Here is a 21801-nt window from a genome sequence, read left to right as displayed (position 1 = left end):
TAGAAGAAGATAGTTTGTGTGTGGTTTTGAAGGTATATGATATAAAAAAGAGCCAGCAAAGTGATTTGCACTTTGCTGGCTCTTTTTGTTTAGTTTAACAGGCAAAGCTGACTCAAAAAGATACATACTCCATATCTGTGACTTTAGTTGCTGCAGGTTGAATGTTAGCCTACCTGTTCACATCCAAACCGCCGCAACTAAAGTCACAAATATAGGGGCTATGACTCTTTTTGGGAACGTCAACTTTGCCTGCAGCAAACTCCTATTTAATCAATCCACAGATTTCTTTGGCCGTTTCACTATGATTCATCGTATAGATATGCACATAATGCATCCCCTGTTCTGCCAGATCGTTAATCTGCCTTGCTGCATATTCAATTCCAGCCTTTCGCATATCCGAAGGATTCTCCCCGTAAGTTGCGATTAAATCAGAGAGTGCCTTTGGAATGCTGGCACCGGACAGATTGATAGTGGTGTTGATCATTTTCGCGCTGGTAATTGGCATGATTCCTGCATGGATAGGAACAGTGATTCCTTTCTGGTCAGCTGCATCCATAAAGCGGTAAAAAGCATCATTATCAAAGAAAAGCTGACTGATTAAAGCGTCAGCGCCCTGCTCTACTTTGTGTTTGAGCCAGTGAAGGTCTTCTTCCATAGATGGTGCTTCATAATGCTTTTCCGGATAGCAGGCAGCAGCAACACGGAAGCCAGCTTTCTTTAAAATTGGGATGATTTCAGAGGGGTGTTTATACTGACGGTTTGCAAAATCTTCCTCACTCATATCAAATGGTTTATCCCCACGAAGAGCAAGTACACTGTGGATTCCAGCATTTTTGAAATTTTCGATTGTGGATAAAAGTTTATCCTCTGTTAGGGCCGCACAGGTAAGATGTGCGATGGAACGGATACCCAGTTCATTTTCAATGTGGGAGGCGATTTCAGCAGTTTTTTTGCTGTTACTTCCACCAGCACCATAGGTGCAGCTTATAAATTCTGGATGTAATCCTTTTAATTCATCAAGTGTCTCATATAATCCCGGAAAGTCTTCCCATTTCTTAGGAGGAAAAACTTCAAAAGATAAAGAAAGCGTTTTTAAAATATCTTGTGGGTTTGTCTGCATTGTATTCATAAAATTAATTCCTTTCTATAATAAGCTTAATTACATCTTGCAGAAAGCATTTTTCAAACACGCTTCAGCCCTGCTGACGTATCTTTATATGCTTAGATAGAAGGCAAGATGCCAATTCATGTTCACATTTTAACCTTACTTACTTATCTTTATACTTTAAAATTCTTATATGATAAAGTATAGATAAAAATGGATATCTGTTCTCTTCTTTTTCAAAATGTTTAAAGTATATTGCAATCTGTTGCTTTTTCCCGTTGATATTTTACCCTTTTTTGTTAGAATTATCAAGAAAGTGCCAACTAATCCCATGAACTGTCCAATTTTTTCATAGAATGTTCAAAATGGGTATGATATAATGTTCACATAGGAGTACATTTACGCCAATTTTTGGTGAGATGTCATTATTATGAGTGTAATGATGAATATAAATAAGAATTAAAGGAGCTGACATTATGGATATCAAAGAATTATTACCAAAGGACACAGAAGGAAGATTACGTATTATTCAGGAGACTGTGCCTGGAAGACAGATTACACTGGCTCATGTTATTACAAGCCCTAAGCCAATCGTATATCGTAAGTTAGGACTGAACCCAGATATCGATTTTGATCGTTCTGCGATCGGTATCATCACAGTTACCCCAAGTGAATCTGCTGTAATCGGTGCAGATATCGCTATCAAGAGTGGAGACGTTTATCTGGGATTCGTAGACCGTTTCAGCGGTACTTTAATTCTGACAGGACGTATTTCTGCAGTAGAATCTGCTGTTAAGGCTGTTATCCATTATTTCCAGAATGATTTAGGATATGCTACATGCCCTGTTACTAAGAAGTAGAATAGGAATCATGGATATATCATAGCAGCTAAGAAGTGGAATAGCAATCGTGATATAAACAGTAGTATGGCTGAATGCGATGAAAGCATGAAGAAGACGTGAATCGGGAAGACAGGGTGGTTATATGCGTAAAATAATGTTTGTTGGTCGTAGTGAATCAGGTAAGACTACGATAATGCAGGCGATGAAAGGTAAACCAATCACTTACCATAAGACGCAGTATGTGAATAACTTCGATGTAATTATCGATACACCAGGCGAGTACGCAGAGACGAAACAGTTATCAGGGGCGTTGGCAGTTTATGGATGTGAGGCGGATATCATCGGACTTTTAATGAGTGCGATTGAACCGTTTTCCCTTTATCCGCCGAATGTAGTATCTGTAAGTAACCGTGAAGTCGTAGGTGTTGTTACGAAATGTGACCACTGGGCAGCGAATCCGGAATTAGCGGCAGAGTGGCTACGTCTTGCAGGATGTAAGAAGATATTTTTTACCAGTGCGTATACAGGAGAAGGTATCGCCGAAATTTTAAGTTATCTCAAGGAACCTGTCGATGTCCTTCCGTGGGAAGTGGCGAAAGCAGAGTATGATAAACTTGGATTTGGTCCAGGCGAGAGTGAGAAACATACACTTAGAATATAAAATGAAAAGAGATGTTGCACTAGAGCGTGTTTGAAAAATGATTTTTTAAACACGCTCTAGAGTATTTTTTAAATACACTTTAAATATAGTGCAGCATCTTTTTGTTTAATGTACTCTCGGAGTCTTTCTAGCACAAAAAGACTCCGAGAGTACATTTTATAAAAAAGGAGAATTTTTATGATTGCAAACTCAAGATGTATCGCCTGCATTTTATCGAAACAGGAACGAAAAATACGGAAAAATTCAGACGAACAGAAGAAAAAAGAATACATACATAAAGTTTTAAAAATATTATATGAGTACGGCACAAAAGAATGTGCTCCAATGGTTGAAAAGCGCATCAAAGACATTTATAAAGAATACTATGAGGAAGATGTTGATTATGTTGCATTAAAGCATAGATATAATCAATATATGCTCGAAAAAGAAGAAGAAATCAGAGCACATATTCAAAAAAATAATGACATTGAAACCTGTATTAAATATGTCTGTGCCGGAAATTATATTGATTTTGGAGTGGCAAATAAAATTGATGATCAGTTATTGCAGGGACTTTTGGATAAAGTAAATGAATTGAAAATATCAAAAAAAGAAGTAGCATACCTTGAAGACGAACTTGCACAGGCCAAAACGTTACTTTACATCACAGACAACTGCGGAGAAATCGTACTCGATAAAATATTCATTGAAGAACTGCAAAATAAATATAAAAATCTTCAAATTACAGCAATGGTTCGAGGTGGAATAGCTTCCAACGATGCCACGATGGAAGATGCAGAAGAAATTGGCCTTACCAATGTCGTACCAGTCATCGGAAACGGAGTGGCGATCATGGGAACCGTCAAAGAACAGTTAAGTGAAGAAGCCAAAGAAAAGATACAAAATGCCGATATCATAATTGCAAAAGGCATGGGGAACTTTGAATCCATGTATCAGGAGGGAATGAATCCGTATTATTTACTTTTATGCAAATGTGAGCTGTATAAAGAAATTTTTGGAGTTGAAATGTTCCAGCCAATATTTTGTAAGGAAGAAAGACTTTGATTTGCCGCAGGCAAGGGAGAGCGTTTACTTTGCTGCGCAAACCAGAATCCAACTATTATGCTATCTGCCTATCAAAAATCCAATTTAATATACAACTTGTACATTGAAAGAAAATGGGCGAAAATTTTATAATATTTTTAACAGTTAGATAGAAAATACAAAATAGTTCCAAGGATGGACATCTCCTTGGGACTATTTTGCAATAAGGGACTTGTATAACAGCAGGTTTTATATGTTTATATAATAGAAAGGAAGGCATTGTAATAAAGTTTAAAGAAATTAATCCATCACCACGTACATTGATGTTTCGATAAATAACTTGCCTGCTATTCCAGAGCATTTTTTTAACACGCTCTGGCGACCTGCACTGACTTCAGACAACGATGATCTTACATCACCGCAATCAGTCGGCTTGTCGAAAATACATTACTTTCTCTATTAGAACATATTTCCTCTTTTTTGACAAGAAAGCCAAAAAGGAAAAGATTTTTTGAAAACAGGGAGATAAATCCATAAAATGTACCTATCGTGCAGCAGAATTATTCATACAGGGCACAGCTCCAGACTTGATACATTAAATGGACTGGCAGCTGGATTAAAGATGATAAAAGCAATGGGACAGAAATAACAGAACAAGAATAATAAAACTTAGAAATAACAAAACAAGAATACCAGAACAAAAATAATGTAATAGCTACGATAGGATAAAATAGTAGGAAAGGATGAAAAAAATGAGCATATGGACTTGGCTAGGAGCCGTTTTTCCGATTTTATTTCTGTTCCTCATGATGAGCGTATTTCACATGAAAACAGAACGTGCGGCATTTTTGGGAATTATCTGTGCAATGATTTCCGCAATTCTTATCGGAAAATCAACTCCGCAGATTGTTACGATGGATTTAGAAAAAGGAGCATTTAGTGCACTCAATATTTTGATTGTAATCTGGCCGGCAGTATTCCTTTATGAAATGATGGAATTTGCCGGTGTATTTCAGTCAATTAAACAAATGCTTCAGAAAAAAACACAGGATGAATTGGTAATGGTTCTGTTAATCTGCTGGCTGTTTTCAAGCTTTTTACAGGGAATCACGGGCTTTGGAGTACCCGTTGCCGTTTGTGCACCGATTTTAATTGCACTTGGTGTTCAGCCATTATGGTCCGTCATAATCACCCTTTTAGGACATGCCTGGGCAAACACTTACGGAACCTTTGCCTTAGCGTGGGATGCCCTCATCACACAGTCAGAAACACAGAAAATATTTGAGACAAAATGGCTTGCCGGCTTATTACTCCTTGGAGTCAATTTCGCAGGAGCCTTACTTATTAGCTGGCTTTATGGAAAAGGAAAAGCTCTTCGGCACATCCTTCCATTTCTTCTGATTATTAGTCTCGTACAAGGCGGCGGACAGCTCATTGTAAGCTTTACTAACTCTGCCATCGCAGCGTTCATCCCAACCACACTCGCACTCGTAGTCGGATGGCTCATACTTAGTGCAGGATTTTATACGAAACCGTGGAAAATGGATTCAAAGCTTATGGTGAGACGGGAAAATGAAGAAATAGAAAAGCAGCTCAATAAAACAATCACGACAGAACAATTAGTAGAAGTAAAAGAAAATAGTTTTAATAAACCAATAACTAACGGACAGGCAATATTTCCATTCATCATTTTAGCAGCGATTTCTGTAATCGTCCTGTTAATAAAACCGATACATGAAGTAATGAATCAGACCATATTTGCCCTGTCATTCCCACAGATAGAGACAGGGAGAGGATTCATCGTAGAGGCAACCGACAGCTATGGCGCAATCCATATATTCACCCATGCGGGATTCGTCCTTTTACTTACCGTAATTGTTACACTCTTTTTATACTTGCAAAAGGGATATCTGGATAAGCAGAAAATAAAATCCATTATTACAGCAACTTTGAAAAAAATTATTCCGACTTCCCTCGGAATCTTATTTCTCATTGTAATGTCGCAGGTATTAAAAGGAAGCGGTATCATGCAGCTCATCGCACAGGGAGTAACACAGTTAACTGGCAAATATTATAGCTTTGCAGTACCATTCCTCGGTTTGTTAGGGGCTTTTGTAACCTCATCAAACACTTCCTCAAATATTCTGCTCGGAAGCTTCCAGAAAACTGCTGCAGATATGATTTCCGTAAATGAAGCCGCTATCCTTGCAGCACAGACCGCCGGAGGAGCTATCGGTACAGTAGTTGGGCCTTCCACTATCCTTCTGGGAACGACAACTGCGGGTTGTGAAGGGAAAGAAGGAGAAGTCTTGCGCTTCATGTTACCAATAGTCCTCGTAGAAGCCGCAATAACGGGGATAGTGATTACTGTTTTAATTCATTAGATAAACTATAGACGAAGCCATTGCCCCCAATAAGGCATATTTGTGATTTTAGTCGCGTCGTGTTGAATGTTCGCTCTATTCGCTCGCATCCAACACTTGCTCCGAGACCACAAATATGCCTTATTGGGGGCAATAGCTTCTATGCTGTGGCTAGAGAAGGTGAATTAAACAGGGGAGATTTGGGGACAGAAGCTGATGTCTTCTGCTTACTCGAGAATGAGAGCGTCTCTTTGCCTGCGGCAATCCAGAATTTAAATTATAACATATGTGCTCGAAGTTCTTCTGCACTCATCTGTGATAACATTGCCGGAGCAATATCAAATACGCTTCTTGCACCACATTCTCCCTTCTTAGAAAGCCTGTGAGCAGCACGGGCATAAGCAACGAGAACGCTTCCTGTAAATTCTGGATTAGAATCAAGTTTTAAGGAATATTCAATAACATGTTTGTTACCTTCACAGCCTGTCTCACCAGTACGGATAACGAATCCGCCGTGAGGCATCTTGCTGTGATTTGCCTTTAATTCTTCTTCTGTGATAAATGTTACAGTTGTATCATAATCGGAGAAGTAGTTCGGCATTGTCTTGATTGCATTTTCAATAGCTGCCTTGTCAGCTCCTTCTTCAGCTACAACGTAGCACTCTCTTAAATGTTTCTGTCTTGTGGTAAGTTCTGGTTCACTTCCGCTTCTAACCTGTTCTACAGCATCCTCAATAGGAACGGTGTACTGGATTGCATTTTTAACACCATCAATACGGCGGATAGCATCGGAATGTCCCTGGCTTACACCTTTACCCCAGAAAGTATAAGTACTTCCCTGTACAAGAATAGATTCAGCATAAAGACGGTTTAAAGAGAACATTCCCGGATCCCAGCCTACAGAAATAATGCTGATGTTATTTCCCTCTTTTGCAGCCTTGTCTACATTTGCAAAATACTCAGGAATCTTTGCGTGTGTGTCAAAGCTGTCAATTGTGTTAAAAGAAGCAGCAACTTCCGGTCCGATTACTGGAAGATCTGTAGCAGAACCACCACAGAGAATCATTACGTCCACTTCCCCCTTCATAGATACCATATCATCAAAATGCTTTACAGCAGCTCCTTCTGTCTGGATAGATACCGTAGCAGGATCTCTTCTTGTAAATACAGCAGCTAATTCCATATCATCATTACGTTTAATAGCCTGCTCTACACCGCGGCCAATATTACCATAACCTACAATACCAATTTTGATTTTGTCCATTGTATTTTACCTCACTTATTATTTTTTCGGTTCAATTATAACATAAAGGGTGGCAGAATTAGAAGAAAAAAGTGTTTTTCGCATAAATTATTTCATTAGGTTTATAATAATTTTACATAAAATATAAATAAAAGGGGACAGGGAAATGAAGTATATTTTAAAGCGGGAAATGCTTGTATGTTATGAAAAAGTTCTTATAGAAGAGGAAAAAAGTCAGGCAACGATAGAAAAATATATGCGAGATGTTCGAAAGTTTTTTCAATATGTAGAAGAAATGGGGAAAAAGGAAGGCATCACAAAAGAAATCGTACTTTCTTATAAAAGAAGTCTGATAGAAGAGTATGCACCTTCCAGTGTAAATTCTATGTTAGCGTCACTCAATCATTTTTTTAAAGTAAATCATTGGTATGAATGTATTGTGAAATCATTGAAAATACAGCAGAGAACTTTTCGGGCAAAAGAAAGAGAACTGACAAAAGAAGAATATTACAGATTATTGCGGGCGGCACAAAAAGAAGGAAAATATCGTTTGTATTGTATTCTTCAGACAATATGCGGAAGCGGAATCCGTGTCAGTGAATTAAAATATATTACGGTAAAAGCAGTAACGCGAGGCAGGGCAGTTATATTTATGAAAAATAAAACAAGAACGATATTATTACCGCCAAAGCTTTGTCGCTTGTTGAAAGACTATTGTAAACAAGAAAAAATAACTTCGGGAATGATTTTTATAACACGAAGAGGAAATCCTGTGGACCGAAGTAACATTCTCCATGAAATGAAAAATTTGTGCGGGACAGCAGGAGTCGAAAGAGAAAAAGTATTTCCGCATAATCTAAGACATCTATTTGCTTACACATATTATAAAGCAGAAAAAGATATTGCACATCTGGCAGATATATTGGGACATTCAAGTATCAACACAACGAGAATTTATACGATGGGAAGTGGAGAGGAGGAAATGAAACAACTATCCAATCTGGGCTTGATTGTACGATGTGGATAAAAATATAATGAAATAAAAATTTAATATAAATAAAAAAACCACATAATGCTTATTATGCGGTAAAAACTATTAGACATATCTGCTCTACTTGCTTACATATTATATCATAAAATTAGAAAAAATCAATCTTTTTGTAATAAATAATTGTATACAGATAAAAAAAGGTGCAAAAAGACAACTGACAAAAATTTTGAAAATCAGTCAGGTTGTTTTTCGCGCCTTTTTTCTTGCGCTTATTGATAAAATTTTTGTTTTGCTGGAGCATTTTTCAAACACGCTCTAATGAAAAGAGCCGTTTTTACCGCATAATAAGCATTATGTGGTAGGTAAAGAATTGCATAATGAAGGTGCTGCGTGAGAAGGAATATCATATGTTATTTTCAAAAATGCATCTTTCCCCGCTATTTTTGGAAAGGCATTTGATAGAGACAGACAGAATGCGTCCCCAAGGCATATGTCTGTTGATAGATGTCAGGTGTTTTTCAGAAATGAAAGCAACTTTCCCCGCTGTTTTTGAAAAATATCTGACAGGGCAGGCAGTACACATCCCCAAGGTGTCTGCCTGCCATTTTATTTTTGTAGAGGAATTTCAGAAAAGTATTTATAAGGGAAATATAAATCTGAATCCCGACCATTATGCCGGGCAGAGTAAGGAGGTTAAGTATGAAACATCATCATTCATCTGGGAAGTACAGATTATTAAAAAGGGTCATCATGATGTGCCTGTCTTTGATACTTGTCTGCAGCATGTCTATTTCGGCATTTGCGGTGAACCGTATCGGCCGGGCAGAGAATGAAACAACACAATCTGTGCAGATGACAGACAATCAAAAGGGCGAAGCTGCTGCAACCAGACAGAAATCGTCCGAAGCACAAACAAAAACGAGACAGGAAAACATGAAAAAATCGGATTCTGAATCGAAAACAAAAGACAATTCAGAAGAACAAAAGAAAGATTCAAAAGACGCAGACAACAAAGGAGCCAAAGAAAATAGCACAGAAAAAGATGCGAAAGAGGACTCCGAAAAGAACATTTCCAAGGAAGAGAAATCTACCAAAGAGGAAAAAAACACAGAGAAAAAGTCTGAAGAGACAACAGATGTATCCGAGGCAACAACAACGGCAGCGAAAGAAACAACAACAGAGGCTGCAGAGAAGAAGACAGAAGCCGTAACAGAAAAGACACCCGAAGGGAAAGACAGCAAAGAAGCAACAAGCGAGGAAAAGGCTGAGGAAGAGACACAGGCAGAGGATGATAAAAATAAAGAGATTGCGGTAACTAGTATTAGTGGACCTACGGAAGTGCAGGTTGGAAAGACGATTAGGTTAACGGGAACATCAGGTAGCTATGGATATTCTCATAGTTGGTCTAGTAGTAATAAAAATATAGCAACCGTAACAGGTAATGGTTCAACAGCAGAGGTTAAAGGAGTGGCTGTGGGGACTGTTACAATCACACATAGATATTCTTCCCAATGGAATGGTAATACACGAACAGAAACGTATCAGGTAAAAGTAACTAAATTTGCAGATAATTATAGCGGAGAAGCAGCTATATACTATCTCGCTAACCCAGCTGGTGATCCATGGACAAACGATACAGGAGCCTGGGCACCATCACAAGACACAAGTAATACTCTGGCAAATATTAGTACAAGTGGTGCAACCTGGGAGGATGGTCATGTAGACGATATTGTTTATGAAAATAAAAATATTAAATCAAATGTAGCAAGTTATATTACTTCATGGCCAGACGGTTCCAAAGGAAGTACCTGGACAGTAAAAGAAGGAGATAGTTCCACAGCAAGTTATTTTACATTTATATTAAATTCTATATGGGATAAGTATAAATCTTCAGTGGCAGCTGATTTAGGAATTGGAGCAGATCAATTACAGCAATCAGACATTAAGGAAATAACATTAACTCCACGTAAAATTTCAAGAGATAATGGTGGAACTCACCCATATCACATCGACTGTGCGCTCAGTATTAAAAGCACAAAAGTTTTTACTGCAAAGTTTTGGGTGAAGGAGCCAGGAGAGAGTAGTGAATATAGACAGATTGATGCGAAAAATTATTTAACAGGAAATCCTGTTGCTAGAACAACAAAAGCAACAATCGGTTCTACAAAAACAGTAAATGGTGTTACCTATGTCCTTGATGGCTGGTACCCAGAGAATGCCGAGGGTGGAGCTTACGGCAGTACAAAAATTGCAGATAATAGATGGAATAATTATATCCCATCAGCTGATGAACTGGCAAATGGTACAGTAAACTTTTACGCCCACTACAGTCCAACTACCACGTCCATTAAACTTAAAAAACTGGTAACAGGAAGTATGGGAGATAAGCAAAAGAAATTCCACTTTACTATTTCTATAGAAAAGGAAAATAAAAATGTAACATTTAAAGTTGGTAATACTTCTAAAACAGGTTCCGCAACAGTGGATTTAGCAAATGATGAGGAAAGTACTTTAACAGAAATTCCTGTCGGGGCGGATGTCAGTATTACAGAAGAGGATTATTCAGGAAGCGGATATACAACTTCTTACGTTATTGATAATGGAAACAGTGCGCTAGAAATAAAGGCCAATATATCCAATATACAGGCGAAAAATGATGTAAGTGCACATGAGATTGTATTTACAAATAATAAAGAAGCCATCCCAGACACAGGAATTACCTTAGATTCTCTTCCATTTATCGCATTACTTGCTCTTAGCATTGCAGGAGGAATCTTTTACCTGTTTTGCAGATATAAAAAGCGCTTTGTTTAAAAGGTGACAGCGATGGCAGAAAGACATAAAAGAGAGGCTAAATTAAATAGAGGGCGCAAAGCAAAAAATAAAGGAAGAGAAGTTTTGCCAAACACAAAAAAGAGTACTTCTACAGAGGTAATAAATCAGGAACATAAAGAAATAATCAAGTGGTTTCAGACAGTAAAGTTCCGCAGGACGCTATTTGGAGGCGTGGATGAGAATGATGTCTGGAAGAAGCTCCAGGAGCTGAACCAGCTTTATGAATCTGCGATTCGGGCAGAGCGGGAAAGATATAACATTTTGCTGACAGACCATGAAAAAACATATGAATCCCAGATTTATAAATATAAACAAGAACTGATGAAAAATGAGGGCACGACAGAGCAGACTGAGATGGACAATACAGAAAATGAAGTGCCACCAGAAACCAGAAATGAGGTGCGGAGGTGATGCGGACTGCAAAAAATATGAGCTGTTCCAAAATAATCCGCAGACGAAGAAGAGAAGCAGAGACCAGAAATGGTTACATACAGCTACTCGCAAGAATCATATTAGTAATCGTATGCGGCGGATTATTATTCACACAGGGATTTTTACTTATGAGAGCGCCGGACAATGGAATGTTCCCGGCAATCAAAGGCGGTGACCTGCTTATAGGATTCCGTTTACAGAGAAATTTCCTGAAAAATGATGTTGTTGTATACAAGGCAAATGGGAAACTGCAGGTAGGAAGAATACTGGGACAAGAAACAGATGTCATTACCATAGATGACACCGGGCAACTTCTTGTCAATGGAACTCCCCAAACAGGAGAAATCGCATTTCCTACATATGCAAAAAAAGGAATAAAAAAATATCCATATAGAGTGCCTAAAGGCTGTGTCTTTCTATTAGGAGATTACAGGACACAGACAAAAGACAGCCGCGATTACGGCCCAATTAAAATGGAGGATGTAAAGGCCAAAGTCATTACAGTACTCCGCAGGCGGGAACTCTAAATAAACTATCTATCTTGAATAAACTACCGAAAGGGGTTTAGAAATAACAAATTTACTTATTATATTAAGGAGGAAACATTATGAAAAGAGTAAAACGACTATTTGCATGTTTATTAGCACTGACAATGATGCTTGGGTTAAGTGCAACGGCGTTTGCAACAGAGACAGCAGAAAAAGTTCAGACACCTGCGAATGGAGGAACAGTTACATTTGAAAAAGAGTATAAATTAGTTGGAGAGGGAATTTCACCTGCAGAAACATTTGAGTTTAATATTGCAAAAGCAGGAGTAGAAAATGGTGGTGTGGATGCAGAAAAACAGGACATGCCAACTGTAGGAACAGCTGCTTATGCTCAGAATGGAGCAACAACAGCAGGTAATAAGAAAGAGGTTACAGTAGCATTACCAACTTATACAAGTGTAGGTGTATATTCCTATATAATTACAGAAAAAACAGGTACAACAGCAGGTGTTGCTTATGATAGCAAATCAGTTACAATGAAAGTTACTGCTGTTGACAATAATGGTACTATTGAGATTGCAGCAGTTAGCTTTACAAAAGCTGGAAAGAAACTTGCTGATAATGAAGCTGCATTCAACAATACTTATACAGCTAATAAACTTAGTATTAGTAAAACAGTAGCAGGTAATCTTGGTGATAAATCTAAATATTTCGATTTCACAGTAACATTAACAGGAAAAGAAGGAGAAGAATACTCTCTTCCGGCTACAATAACAGGTGGTTCCGATAAAAGTGGAAAAAAGGAAAATGTTGCAATCAGTGGAACAACAACATTCAAATTAAAACATGGTGATACAATCACAATTGAGAACTTGCCAGCAGGTGTTAGTTACAAAGTAGAAGAAGCAACTCCTTCAGATTATACAATGAATGCAACGGGTCAGGAAGGTACTATGGATGCAGAAGCTAAAACAGCAGCATTCACAAACACTAAAACTGGCGACATCGATACAGGCGTTTACTTAGACAACCTTCCATATATCTTAGTATTCGCAGGCGTATTAGCAATCGCAGCAGTATTCATTGTAAGAAGACGCAGATTCGAAGACTAATTATCAAAAGAATATAATAATATAAACGAAGTAATACTAGAGCGTGTTTGAAAAATAAAAGTTATACAAAACACAAGAGTTATTACTGCTTGTTGATACTGAAAATATCAAAAATAAATATTATTTATATCATAATTGACATATTTTAAAGACATATATGCAGTATATAATAATTGATTTTGGCAATATAAATAACTTTAAATATTTTTCAAACACACTCTAGATAAAGAAACATTTTAACAAAAATATGCTGTAGAAAGGAGGTGGCTGTATGGATGTTTCAAGAATATTTTTAAAAACAGCCAACTCTCTTCTCAGCGCAGTGATTGTGCTATTTCTTGTTGTTGCGGGAGCCTACTCTGCATATGCCCTCTGGGACAATATGCAGGTGTATGCTTCTGTAGATGATATACAGTCGCAGTTGTTGAAATATAAACCGACACCGGGCGAGGATAACGGCCCGACATTTGAGGAACTTCGGGCAATTAATCCAGATGTATGTGCCTGGATTACATTAGATGGAACAAAGATTGATTATCCGGTTCTTCAGGGAGAAGATAATCTTACCTACATCAATAAAGATGTATATGGCAACTTTGCTCTGGCAGGAAGTATATTTCTTGATTCTAATTGTGACCGGTCATTTCAGAAAAAGTATTCGCTGCTATATGGTCATCATATGGCAGAACATAAAATGTTTGGTGATCTTGACTTATACGAAAAGCAGAAATTTTTTGATAAGAACCAGACAGGAACTCTTGTCCTGCCCGACCGTTCTTATAAACTTGAAATTTTTGCATGCATTAAAACTTCTGCGAATGAGGATAACATTTTCATTCCTCAAAAATGGCAGAAAAGCACAGATGGTCTGCTGAAATATGCAGAAAAGAGTGCAAAGTATATTCATCAGGATACAATGAAAAAAATAGGAACTTCAAAAGACTTTTCACAGATTCTTGCCATGTCAACCTGTTCGTCAGATTACACAGATGCAAGAACCGTTATTCTGGCGGTAATGAAGCCTTATTCGCCGGAGAAGTAAGGAGGAGATCAAAACGAAAATAAGAAAAATTCCGGCAGTGTTATTGCTTGTAGTTTTGTGCCTGGCAGTTTTTCCGATTTCTACTTTTGCAGCAGACGCTGTTCAAGTACAAATTCCTGTCAGTATACAAACCTCAGGTGAGACACCTTCTCCGGAGGAAAACTATACGGTTGAGCTTCAGGCAGTGGACGATGCACCGATGCCGTCAGAAAATGTATTGGAGATTAGTGGAAGTGGTAAAGCATTTTTTTCACCAATTCAATATACAACTCCCGGCATTTACTATTACACCATTACACAGCAGTCTGGCACACACAAACGTGGGCATTACGACCAGACAGTTTATTATGTAAAAGTTTCCGTAACAAATGGGGAAAATGGTAATTTGGAGACTGTGATAGCTGCGCATACGGATGCAGATATGACCGATGCAAAATGCGATATTACATTTACAAATTACTATAAACCTATAAAGAAAACATCGGAAAGCACAACAGAAACGATACCAACTACGAAGAGAAAGCCTGAAACAAAACCAGGCAACAAAACTTCAATAAAGAAAAGTAAAAATAAAGTAAAAACAGGTGACAATAGCAATGCGACCCTGTTTGCCATTTTACTTCTCGTTTCAGGAACAGGATTGCTGATTATCGCAATCTCACGTTACCGGGAAAAATACCATAAGTAAACAAAACAGGACAGAGATTATTTTCAAATATGCTCTAGAAAATAGTCTCTGTTTTTTGTTGCCTTAAAAAAGTAAATTGCTTTTATTTTTTCAGAAATCACTTTGAAATAAAAGAATCATGTCATAAAGTCAACGCAATAACGTGATTGTGATGCAATACAAAAAAGAAACCGGCCACTGGTCGGTTTCGAGAGAGGAAAGTATGAAAAAAATCTATCAAAAAAATTTGTTATTGTTTTTTTGATGTCTCTATAATACTCAGAATTTGTGAACAGTCTGTGAGGAAAAAATAACGATAATCTGACGAAAAACGAAAGGAAATGTTTTGTTGTAAAGATTAGATGTAATTTTTCAGTATTTCTATTGGTGTTTCGGGAGAAAGAATCTCGTTACTGTCAGGCAGATGGAGGAGCCAGTCGTGAAAGGCTTTTGAGCATTCGACAAATTATTTTCTATGTGTTACTATGAAAATATTGTAAAACAAGTATTATGGATAACATGAGGGGTACAAGTCATGAGCCAGAAAATTAATACAAATGAGTTCCTTAAAAATGTGAGAATAGGACTTTGGCGGATTGAAGTTGAAGAAGGGAAATTACAATGAATCTTCTAAGTAATGCTGTCAAATATACACCAGAAGGTGGGACGATACATTTCACTATCAGGGAACTTCCGTATGAAAGAGAAGGCTATGCCTTATTCCAGACCGTAGTTGAAGATACAGGAATCGGAATCAGCAAAGAATATATCCCTCATCTATTTGAAGCATTTAGCCGTGAAAAAAGTTCATCAGAAAGCGGTATTATAGGAACCGGACTTGGCCTTCGGATTGTTAAAAAGTTTGTAGATTTGATGGAGGGAAGCATTGTAGTAGAAAGCGAGATTGGAGAAGGTACCAGATTTACTGTGACAATTCCACATAGAATTGCAACGGCAAATGAATATATTTCTGAAGAAAATGCGAAAGAATTACCAGAAGAAATAAAATTAAACAATGTGAGGATTTTACTCGCAGAAGATAATATGCTGAATGCAGAGATTGCAATGACGCTTTTAGCAGATGCAAATGCGTATGTGGAACTGGCTCCTGATGGAGAAAAGGCTCTTTCTATGTTAAAAAGAGCAACAGATGGATATTATGATTTGATTATAATGGACATTCAGATGCCGCATATGAATGGGTATGAGGCAACAAAAAATATTCGTGGTCTTCCTGATGGACGCTGCAGGATTCCAATTATAGCGATGACGGCGAATGCATTTGAAGAAGACCGGAAAAGAGCGATAGAATCTGGCATGAATGGGTATGTTACTAAACCAATAAAAATAGAGGAACTGATTTCTACAATTAAAAAGATATTGAAATCCTGATTTCTGACCGCTGGCAGCTCGAAAAATCAGTCCAAGCTAATAGATAAAAAAGAAACCGACATAAAGCCGGTTTCAAAAGAGAGGAAAGTATGAAAAAAATCTATCAAAAATCTGTTGTTGTTTTTGATGGTTTTACGATACTGGAAATTTGTGAACAGGTTGTGAATAAAGAATGAAGATAATCTGACGAAAAAGAAATTGCTGACGTTTTTCTGTAAGAAATGCAATTTATTAATAAAAAACAGTATGGTAAAAAGCAAGCCGGAGAATGGCTTGCTTTTTTCGTATCAGCTAAATTAGCACTTCTTATTATCAAAGGCCGGATTGAATGCATAGAAGTTCTTACTGTTCAAGTTATCCTGCACAATCCGTAAACTTTCACCAAAACGCTGGAAGTGTACAATTTCTCTTGCACGCAGGAATTTAATCGCATCATAAACATCTGGGTCATCTTTTACAAGGCGAAGAATATTGTCGTAAGTAGTACGTGCTTTTTGTTCCGCAGCCATATTTTCCATAAGGTCAGTAATTGGATCACCGGTGGACTGCATTGTATCTGCACTCCATGGAGTACCACTTGCCGCAACTGGGTAGATACCAGTTGTATGGTCAACATAATAATCCGCAAATCCCTGTTCCTTAATCTGCTGTACCGTCAAATTGCGGGTAAGCTGATGAACAATTGTACAAACCATCTCAATATGATTTAACTCTTCAGTACCTACAGAAGCATCAAAGAGGGAATACAATTAGAGTTTGCCCTCATATATTTGGATGAGCAACATCTTCAGGAGCATTCAGCTTTATGAATATGAATAAGTATGAGCGTCTAAACCAGCAAAAGAAATATAGGAGCGAAAAATCCTTTTCAGGTAAAAAGCGAGTTGCGGCTTATTGTCGTGTTTCGACAGAGAAGGAGGAGCAGGCGCAGTCTTTTGAGAGTCAGTGCGATTTTTTTCGATGTTACATTGAGCAAAAGAAAGAATGGGAGTTTTATAAAGTTTTTGCGGATGAAGGGATTTCGGGGACGAGTACAAAGAAGAGGGAACAGTTTAATCGGATGATTGCGGAGGCGAAGCAGAGGAAGTTTGACTTGCTTATTACAAAGGGGATTTCCCGTTTTGCGAGAAATACGCTTGACAGTATTTATTATACAAGAGAACTTCGCAAGGTGGGAGTCGGGGTTTTGTTTTTAAATGATGGGATTAATACATTAGATGGAGATGCAGAGTTACGTCTTTCGATTATGGCATCGATTGCCCAGGAAGAGAGCCGGAAAACATCGGAGCGAGTGAAATGGGGTCAAAAACGCCGAATGGAAGAGGGTGTTGTTTTTGGCAGGAGTATGCTTGGTTATGATGTGAGAAATGGAAAAATGTATGTAAATGAAGAAGGAGCTGAAGTAGTTCGGAAAATATTTTATAAGTTTGTTGAGGAGAGGAAAAGTACACATACTATTGCAAGGGAGTTACTAGAGGAAGGTATTTACCCGATGCGGAGCAAAAAGTGGAGAAATACAGTGATTTTGCGTATTTTGCAGAATGAAAAATATTGTGGGGATTTGGTGCAGAAGAAGACATTTACACCGGATTATCTTTCTCATGAGAAAAAATATAATCGGGGTGAGGAGGAGTTTGTGATTATTAAAAATCATCATGAGCCGATTATTTCGAGAGAAATGTTTGAAAAAGCGGAAAAGATTTTTTCTCGAAATAAAGCACAGAAAGATTCTGAGAATACATAAAAATAAACGGAATATTTGAAGATACTGGCGAATTTGTCAGGAAATCTGCTTCATAGTAACTTTATGAAAGAGTTGAAACAGAAGAATGTAGAAGAACTTTATATTCATAATAGAATTACTTTCCAGAGGGCGTTTGAAAAATATATTGATACTTGGCGCAACAGGGAGAATTGGGAAATCAATTGTTCGCTGTGTCGCATTTATTTTGTGTTATACTGTTTTATATAATTTTCCGTTATCAAAGTCCATAAGTACGAGTGGAATGACATAACACAAGGGAAAGAATAAAAAAATGGTAATTTGAAAACATTTAAAAAAGACAAAGAAAAGGAAAGAAAATAATGCGATATGTAAAACCACATTTTTATGATAGTTTTGTCTGTACAGCAGGAGATTGCCCAGATACCTGCTGTGCAGGATGGCAGATTATGATAGATGAAGAGTCTCTGGAGCGATATGAAAACGAGCCGGGAGAGTTTGGAAAAATTCTGCGCAATTCGATTGACTGGGAAGAAGAATGTTTTTATCAGAATAATCGCCGCTGTGCATTTTTAAATGATGAAAATTTGTGTGATCTCTACAAGGCATTGGGACCAGATGCACTCTGTGATACCTGCCGCATGTATCCAAGACACACAGAAGAATATGAAGGACTTAGAGAATTATCCCTGTCTTTATCCTGTCCTAAAGCAGCAAAAATTATTCTGTCCTGCAAAGAACCAGTTCGATTTTTAGAAGAGGAAACTGAGGAAGAAGATGACTTTGAAGAATTTGATTTTATGATGTTTTCTCAGTTAGAAGATACCCGCGATGTTCTCTTTGCTGTTTTGCAGGACCGTTCGCTTCCACTGACACTGCGGATATCTGTATCCGAACAACTAACAGAAAGCTATCAAAACTGTATAGAAGAAGGACGGCAGTTTGATATTGATGACCTTCTCCGAGAATGTGAACGCCACCAGAAAGAAGGCAGCCTTTCGGAATTTATCTCAAAACATCTTTCTGAAAAAGGAGCAGATGCAGCCTCTCTCCATCAATGGAATCGACAGAAAAAAGAACTGCAGGTACTTCGAGGCTTAGAACGTCTTCGTCCAGAGTGGAATCAGATACTCGATGGAGCCGAAAAGTGGCTCTATCAGGAGAATGAAGAAACTTATAAAAATATTTGCAAAGAATTTCACCAAATGTATGGAGCATTGAGTAACTACAAAGAAGAATGGGAGAACGTAGGTGAGCAGCTTATGATGTTCTTTGTCTATACTTATTTCTGTGGAGCAGTCTATGACGATATGGTCTGTTCCAAAATGGAAATGGCATTGTTTTCCATTCGCTGGGTACAGGAATTCCTGATTGTACGTTGGTTGGAAAATGGAAAAACACTCTCCATGAAAGACGTGGAAGAAATTTCCTGGAGATATGCGAGAGAAGTGGAACACTCCGACAATAATTTGAATACACTCGAAGACTGGCTGTTTGAGAATTACTATTTAATTCATTAAGAGACAAACGACCGAGAAGAGAGAAGATTCAAACCGCCGCGACTAAAGTCACAAATATAGGGGCTAGACTCTCTTCAGGGGCGTCTCTTTTGCCTGCGGTAAATTCCTATTTACAAAAGAAACTCTTGACAAATGAAAAAGAGTAATATATGATGAGTCCTAGTAAGAAAATGGGAATTGAGGAGCAAGATTATGATGATGATGTGTGTCATGCCAATGAATTGCATAACTTGTAGCTGCGAAGATTCGCAGATGTATATGTCTTCTGAGAAGGAGACTGGCTTGCCTGCACATAATTATCAGAATGCGTGTTCATAGATTTTAGATGAAGTTTTTTGAAAGGGTAAGGGAATTTAAGAAATAAGAAAGATTCTCACCTGAATAAGAATTGCATTTACACAGCACTAAAGATGAGTTTTAAGCAGGTAGCGATACCTGCTTTTTTCTTTAGGTTTACAATGCTTCAATATGACCTTATAATAGTTAACATTAAGTTTTAATGTACTCTAAATCTGATAGAAGTTTATATTAAGTTCTTTTCTGCAAAATGCAATATGCTAATAGCTCAAGTGTAACAGTCAGACATAGAATAGATATACAAAATGTTCAGGCAGAGAGTACATTTTCAAGAAAGGGAGGAAGGCAATGTCAGAAATTGTAATAGAGAATCTGTATAAATCTTTTGACACAAAAGATGGAACAGTAGAAGCTCTTAAGAATGTCAATTTAAGCATTGAATCTGGTGATATTTACGGGATTATCGGTATGTCCGGTGCTGGTAAGAGTACACTGGTACGATGTATCAATTTCCTTGAAGTGCCGACAAAGGGACGTGTCCTTATTAATGGAAAGTCGTTAGGCGATTATACTTCAAGAGAGTTAAGAAAGCAGAGAGAAGATATCGGAATGATCTTCCAGCATTTTAACTTGCTCATGCAGAAAAATGTTTTAGAAAATGTCTGTTTTCCACTGTATATTCAGGGTAAGTCCAAGAAGGATGCAAGAAAGAGAGCGAAAGAGCTTTTAGATATCGTTGGACTCGGTGACAGAACGGGAGCGTTTCCGGCTCAGTTATCTGGTGGACAGAAACAGAGAGTTGCGATTGCGAGAGCATTAGCTTCTGATCCGAAGATTTTACTTTGTGATGAGGCAACCAGTGCACTTGATCCTCAGACTACTTCTTCGATTTTGGCATTGTTGAAGGACATTAATCAGCGATTCAATATCACAATTGTAATTATTACACATCAGATGTCTGTTGTTCGCGAGATTTGTTCTCATGTAGCAATCGTAAAAGGTGGTGAAGTTGCAGAACAGGGAACAGTGGAAGACATTTTCACACATCCCAAAACTGCTGTGGCAAGAGAACTTCTTAAAAATGATGTCGGTGATGACGGAGAGGAAAAAAGAGGAACGACAGCAGGCGGCAAAGAAATTATTAAGAGCGGGGAAAAGATTCGGATTGTCTTTTCTGAAAACTCTGCATTTGAGCCAGTTATCGCAAATCTGATTCTCAACTTTAACGAGCCGGTAAATATTTTAAAGGCAGATACAAAGAATGTCGGCGGCGTGGCAAAGGGCGAGATGGTTCTTGAATTTGCTCCAGACTGTACAAAGAATAAAGAAATGAAACAGTATCTTTTAGACAGAGGATTAGAAATCGAGGAGGTGAGTGAGTATGTGGACTAAAGAAATCACAGATATGATCATCAACGGTGTGTGGGCGACACTTTACATGACAGTAGCTTCTACGGTTTTAGGATATGTATTTGGCCTTCCGATGGGTGTGCTTTTGGCAATCACGGATAAAGAAGGATTAACACCGAATGCAGTTGTATATAAGATACTGGATGTAATCGCAAATATCGTGCGAAGCATTCCTTTCCTAATTCTCCTTATTTTACTGATTCCATTTACGAGACTTCTTGTTGGACAGAGTTATGGTTCCACTGCAACCATTGTTCCACTTGTTATCGCAGCGATTCCATTTATTGGACGAATGGTAGAATCTTCTATTAAAGAAGTAGACCCAGGTGTTATCGAGGCAGCCCGCTCTATGGGAGCAAGTAATATGCAGATTGTCATGAAAGTCCTTTTAGTAGAAGCAAGAACTTCTTTACTTACCGGAGCAACTATCGCAATCGGAACCATTCTTGGATATTCTGCAATGGCAGGTTGTGTCGGCGGTGGCGGACTTGGTGATATTGCCATTCGTTACGGATATTACCGCTATCAGACAAGTATTATGATCGTAACTGTTGTATTGCTTGTCATACTCGTACAGATTTTCCAGAGCATTGGTATGTTCCTTGCAGCCAAGCTCGATAAGAGAAAATAGTATATCAGTTGGGAGATAACTCCC

At 38.0% G+C, this 21801-nt stretch carries 18 protein-coding genes and 1 pseudogene; 16 read left to right on the top strand and 3 right to left on the bottom strand.

Annotated elements, in window-relative coordinates; translation table 11 throughout:
- Positions 1-262: 262 nt before the first annotated feature.
- Entirely contained in the window at positions 263-1129 is an 867-nt protein-coding gene (gene metF / locus EUBHAL_RS12575) for a methylenetetrahydrofolate reductase [NAD(P)H] (protein WP_005350507.1), read from the bottom strand.
- A gap of 452 nt (positions 1130-1581) precedes the next feature.
- On the opposite strand from metF, the gene EUBHAL_RS12570 reads away from it, so the two are divergent.
- The 4 genes from EUBHAL_RS12570 (at position 1582) to EUBHAL_RS12555 (ending at position 6015) form a co-directional block, all read left to right on the top strand.
- Entirely contained in the window at positions 1582-1965 is a 384-nt protein-coding gene (locus EUBHAL_RS12570; RefSeq protein WP_005350505.1) for a BMC domain-containing protein, read from the top strand.
- 124 nt (positions 1966-2089) lie between these two features.
- The gene (locus EUBHAL_RS12565; protein WP_005350502.1) at positions 2090-2608 is read left to right on the top strand and encodes a EutP/PduV family microcompartment system protein; all 519 of its coding nucleotides are present in this window, start codon (positions 2090-2092) and stop codon (positions 2606-2608) included.
- A gap of 177 nt (positions 2609-2785) precedes the next feature.
- The gene (locus EUBHAL_RS12560) at positions 2786-3652 is read left to right on the top strand and encodes a damage-control phosphatase ARMT1 family protein (RefSeq protein ID WP_005350501.1); all 867 of its coding nucleotides are present in this window, start codon (positions 2786-2788) and stop codon (positions 3650-3652) included.
- 722 nt (positions 3653-4374) lie between these two features.
- The gene (locus EUBHAL_RS12555; protein WP_005350498.1) at positions 4375-6015 is read left to right on the top strand and encodes an L-lactate permease; all 1641 of its coding nucleotides are present in this window, start codon (positions 4375-4377) and stop codon (positions 6013-6015) included.
- A gap of 256 nt (positions 6016-6271) precedes the next feature.
- Here the strand turns inward: EUBHAL_RS12555 and EUBHAL_RS12550 are convergent, their stop codons facing one another.
- A complete protein-coding gene (locus tag EUBHAL_RS12550) occupies positions 6272-7258 on the bottom strand; it encodes a diaminopimelate dehydrogenase (RefSeq protein ID WP_005350494.1) in 987 nt (328 codons plus the stop codon).
- A gap of 145 nt (positions 7259-7403) precedes the next feature.
- Here EUBHAL_RS12550 and EUBHAL_RS12545 point away from each other — a divergent pair, with 145 nt between their 5' ends.
- The 8 genes from EUBHAL_RS12545 to EUBHAL_RS12510 all read left to right on the top strand — a co-directional run bounded on the left by EUBHAL_RS12545 (position 7404) and on the right by EUBHAL_RS12510 (position 16196).
- A complete protein-coding gene (locus tag EUBHAL_RS12545) occupies positions 7404-8264 on the top strand; it encodes a tyrosine-type recombinase/integrase (RefSeq protein WP_005350491.1) in 861 nt (286 codons plus the stop codon).
- Between the two features lie 663 nt (positions 8265-8927).
- Positions 8928-11042 (top strand): DUF7601 domain-containing protein, encoded by a 2115-nt coding sequence (locus EUBHAL_RS12540; RefSeq protein ID WP_044923445.1) that lies wholly within the window; start codon positions 8928-8930, stop codon positions 11040-11042.
- Positions 11043-11054: 12 nt separating this feature from the next.
- Positions 11055-11474 (top strand): hypothetical protein, encoded by a 420-nt coding sequence (locus tag EUBHAL_RS14985; RefSeq protein ID WP_005350482.1) that lies wholly within the window; start codon positions 11055-11057, stop codon positions 11472-11474.
- Between the two features lie 17 nt (positions 11475-11491).
- Positions 11492-12022: a signal peptidase I gene (gene lepB, locus EUBHAL_RS12530; RefSeq protein ID WP_242648797.1), complete on the top strand. Its 531-nt coding sequence runs from the start codon at positions 11492-11494 to the stop codon at positions 12020-12022.
- An 80-nt stretch (positions 12023-12102) separates the two neighbouring features.
- Positions 12103-13095 carry a DUF7601 domain-containing protein gene (locus EUBHAL_RS12525; RefSeq protein ID WP_005350477.1) on the top strand — a complete coding sequence of 331 codons (993 nt, stop codon included), beginning with the start codon at positions 12103-12105 and terminating at the stop codon, positions 13093-13095.
- A 271-nt stretch (positions 13096-13366) separates the two neighbouring features.
- Positions 13367-14137, top strand: a complete 771-nt coding sequence (gene srtB, locus EUBHAL_RS12520) for a class B sortase (RefSeq protein WP_005350474.1) — start codon at positions 13367-13369, stop codon at positions 14135-14137.
- A gap of 37 nt (positions 14138-14174) precedes the next feature.
- The gene (locus tag EUBHAL_RS12515; RefSeq protein WP_005350471.1) at positions 14175-14825 is read left to right on the top strand and encodes a Spy0128 family protein; all 651 of its coding nucleotides are present in this window, start codon (positions 14175-14177) and stop codon (positions 14823-14825) included.
- Between the two features lie 600 nt (positions 14826-15425).
- On the top strand, positions 15426-16196 hold the full coding sequence (locus EUBHAL_RS12510; RefSeq protein ID WP_005350468.1) for a response regulator: 771 nt from the start codon (positions 15426-15428) through the stop codon (positions 16194-16196).
- Positions 16197-16492: 296 nt separating this feature from the next.
- Here EUBHAL_RS12510 and EUBHAL_RS12505 read toward each other — a convergent pair.
- Positions 16493-16921, bottom strand: a pseudogene (locus EUBHAL_RS12505) (manganese catalase family protein); the annotation flags it as partial.
- An 80-nt stretch (positions 16922-17001) separates the two neighbouring features.
- Between EUBHAL_RS12505 and EUBHAL_RS12500 the strand changes: the two are divergent.
- From EUBHAL_RS12500 to EUBHAL_RS12485, 4 genes are all read left to right on the top strand, one after another.
- Complete coding sequence (locus EUBHAL_RS12500; protein WP_005350460.1) at positions 17002-17940, top strand: recombinase family protein; 939 nt, start codon at positions 17002-17004, stop codon at positions 17938-17940.
- Between the two features lie 341 nt (positions 17941-18281).
- Positions 18282-19439: a flagellin lysine-N-methylase gene (gene fliB, locus EUBHAL_RS12495; RefSeq protein ID WP_005350455.1), complete on the top strand. Its 1158-nt coding sequence runs from the start codon at positions 18282-18284 to the stop codon at positions 19437-19439.
- Positions 19440-20084: 645 nt separating this feature from the next.
- Positions 20085-21128: a methionine ABC transporter ATP-binding protein gene (locus EUBHAL_RS12490; RefSeq protein ID WP_005350450.1), complete on the top strand. Its 1044-nt coding sequence runs from the start codon at positions 20085-20087 to the stop codon at positions 21126-21128.
- Positions 21118-21777 carry a methionine ABC transporter permease gene (locus EUBHAL_RS12485; RefSeq protein ID WP_005350447.1) on the top strand — a complete coding sequence of 220 codons (660 nt, stop codon included), beginning with the start codon at positions 21118-21120 and terminating at the stop codon, positions 21775-21777. The genes EUBHAL_RS12490 and EUBHAL_RS12485 overlap by 11 nt, the downstream gene beginning before the upstream one ends.
- Positions 21778-21801: the final 24 nt, after the last annotated feature.

The sequence above is a fragment of the Anaerobutyricum hallii DSM 3353 genome (genome assembly GCF_000173975.1).
In the GTDB taxonomy this organism is placed as follows: domain Bacteria; phylum Bacillota; class Clostridia; order Lachnospirales; family Lachnospiraceae; genus Anaerobutyricum; species Anaerobutyricum hallii.
The sequence above is the reverse complement of the archived record's forward strand: the minus strand, read 5'-3'. Positions and strand labels throughout refer to the sequence as shown.

Coding starts and splice junctions, on each gene's coding strand:
- metF (WP_005350507.1), bottom strand. CDS start 1,129: ATGAATACAATGCAGACAAACCCACAAGATATTTTAAAAACGCTTTCT.
- EUBHAL_RS12570 (WP_005350505.1), top strand. CDS start 1,582: ATGGATATCAAAGAATTATTACCAAAGGACACAGAAGGAAGATTACGT.
- EUBHAL_RS12565 (WP_005350502.1), top strand. CDS start 2,090: ATGCGTAAAATAATGTTTGTTGGTCGTAGTGAATCAGGTAAGACTACG.
- EUBHAL_RS12560 (WP_005350501.1), top strand. CDS start 2,786: ATGATTGCAAACTCAAGATGTATCGCCTGCATTTTATCGAAACAGGAA.
- EUBHAL_RS12555 (WP_005350498.1), top strand. CDS start 4,375: ATGAAAAAAATGAGCATATGGACTTGGCTAGGAGCCGTTTTTCCGATT.
- EUBHAL_RS12550 (WP_005350494.1), bottom strand. CDS start 7,258: ATGGACAAAATCAAAATTGGTATTGTAGGTTATGGTAATATTGGCCGC.
- EUBHAL_RS12545 (WP_005350491.1), top strand. CDS start 7,404: ATGAAGTATATTTTAAAGCGGGAAATGCTTGTATGTTATGAAAAAGTT.
- EUBHAL_RS12540 (WP_044923445.1), top strand. CDS start 8,928: ATGAAACATCATCATTCATCTGGGAAGTACAGATTATTAAAAAGGGTC.
- EUBHAL_RS14985 (WP_005350482.1), top strand. CDS start 11,055: ATGGCAGAAAGACATAAAAGAGAGGCTAAATTAAATAGAGGGCGCAAA.
- lepB (WP_242648797.1), top strand. CDS start 11,492: ATGAGCTGTTCCAAAATAATCCGCAGACGAAGAAGAGAAGCAGAGACC.
- EUBHAL_RS12525 (WP_005350477.1), top strand. CDS start 12,103: ATGAAAAGAGTAAAACGACTATTTGCATGTTTATTAGCACTGACAATG.
- srtB (WP_005350474.1), top strand. CDS start 13,367: ATGGATGTTTCAAGAATATTTTTAAAAACAGCCAACTCTCTTCTCAGC.
- EUBHAL_RS12510 (WP_005350468.1), top strand. CDS start 15,426: ATGAATCTTCTAAGTAATGCTGTCAAATATACACCAGAAGGTGGGACG.
- EUBHAL_RS12500 (WP_005350460.1), top strand. CDS start 17,002: ATGAATATGAATAAGTATGAGCGTCTAAACCAGCAAAAGAAATATAGG.
- fliB (WP_005350455.1), top strand. CDS start 18,282: ATGCGATATGTAAAACCACATTTTTATGATAGTTTTGTCTGTACAGCA.
- EUBHAL_RS12490 (WP_005350450.1), top strand. CDS start 20,085: ATGTCAGAAATTGTAATAGAGAATCTGTATAAATCTTTTGACACAAAA.
- EUBHAL_RS12485 (WP_005350447.1), top strand. CDS start 21,118: ATGTGGACTAAAGAAATCACAGATATGATCATCAACGGTGTGTGGGCG.